This is a genomic window from Limnofasciculus baicalensis BBK-W-15 (assembly GCF_024178385.1).
GTDB lineage: Bacteria > Cyanobacteriota > Cyanobacteriia > Cyanobacteriales > Coleofasciculaceae > Limnofasciculus > Limnofasciculus baicalensis.
The window spans coordinates 1-1,162 of record NZ_JAMZMM010000737.1 but is presented as its reverse complement, the minus strand read 5'-3'; the positions used below and the strand labels follow the sequence as shown (position 1 = coordinate 1,162).

Below are 1,162 nucleotides of genomic sequence, written 5' to 3'. Positions count from 1 at the left end.
TTTTGTTTGTGTAGATGCGGTTTTAACCGCCAGATGACAATGGTGCAAGTTATCAAAGAAAGCGATTGGAAATCGCGGCTACACAAACAAAGTCCGCCTTCGCGGACTAAGATCAAAGAAAGCGATTGGAAATCGCGACTACACAAACAAAGTCCGCCTTCGCGGACTAAGATCAAATTAGTAGCTTTGAAACCTGCGGAGGCAGGTTTTGTTTGTGTAGATGCGGTTTTAACCGCCAGATGACTATGAGACAAAGAATTAATTCTCTGTCGGTTAAGGCTAAAAAAAATAAAAAACAACAAACAACAAACAACGAATAACAAATGTTACCAAGAGAAGAATTACTAAAAGGTGTTGAAAATCGCGATATAATTGCCCGTGTAATCGATCAAGCGGAACGGGCAATTAAGACGTGGGAAGTGGTTTTTACCGATTTTCTGTCACCTCCAGTTATTGTGGAAATTCAGAGGCAATTTAAACGGTTGACGGAAGTACATTTATTGGCTTGGGGCGGGTATCCTCAAGCAGAAAGGCAAAGATTTGCGATCGCGCGATCGGAATTACCTCTAGAAGAATCCCAAGTTGAATTAGCTGCTTTAGATATTGAAGGGAATTTTCTCTTCGATCCCGCAAATCATCGCGATTTTTTGGGTGCAATGTTGGGCACTGGTTTAGTGCGGGAAAAAACGGGGGATGTGATTGTTTTAGGAGAAAGAGGAGCGCAAGTTATTGTTGTCCCAGATTTGGTAGAATTTCTGGAAACTCACTTAAATCAAGTTCGCTCCGTACCTGTAAAAATACGACGAATTGAGTTAAGTGAACTTAAAGTTAGAGAGCCGAAAAAGAAGGAGCTGACGACAACAGAGGCTTCGATGCGTCTTGATGCAGTTGCCTCGGCTGGTTTTGGGATGTCTCGCAGTAAAATGGCTGATATGATTTCTGGTGGTGATGTCCGGGTAAATTGGAAGGATATTAGTCAATCTAGTTATATTGTTAAGTCTGGAGATTTAATTGCTATTCGCGGTAAAGGTAGATTGGAAGTTGGGGAGGTTGTTATTACTAAAAAAGAAAGGTATCGGATTCAGTTAACCAGATTTATGTAATGGGGAATGGGATAGTTTTGAGTTTTGAATTAAGACTCATTCCCCATTCCCCATTCCCC

Annotated in this window: 2 protein-coding genes; both read left to right on the top strand. The window is 41.3% G+C overall.

Features of this window, described 5'->3' with window-relative positions; translation table 11 throughout:
• A partial coding sequence (locus NJ959_RS29855) for a hypothetical protein (protein ID WP_254015387.1) occupies positions 1-243 on the top strand: 243 nt, incomplete at its 5' end.
• An 80-nt stretch (positions 244-323) separates the two neighbouring features.
• Entirely contained in the window at positions 324-1,103 is a 780-nt protein-coding gene (locus NJ959_RS29850; protein ID WP_254015386.1) for a photosystem II electron transport protein, Sll1252 family, read from the top strand.
• The last annotated feature ends 59 nt before the right edge of the window (positions 1,104-1,162 follow it).

Excerpts from the sequence above, each read along its gene's own strand:
- NJ959_RS29850 (WP_254015386.1), top strand. The coding sequence starts at position 324 with ATGTTACCAAGAGAAGAATTACTAAAAGGTGTTGAAAATCGCGATATA.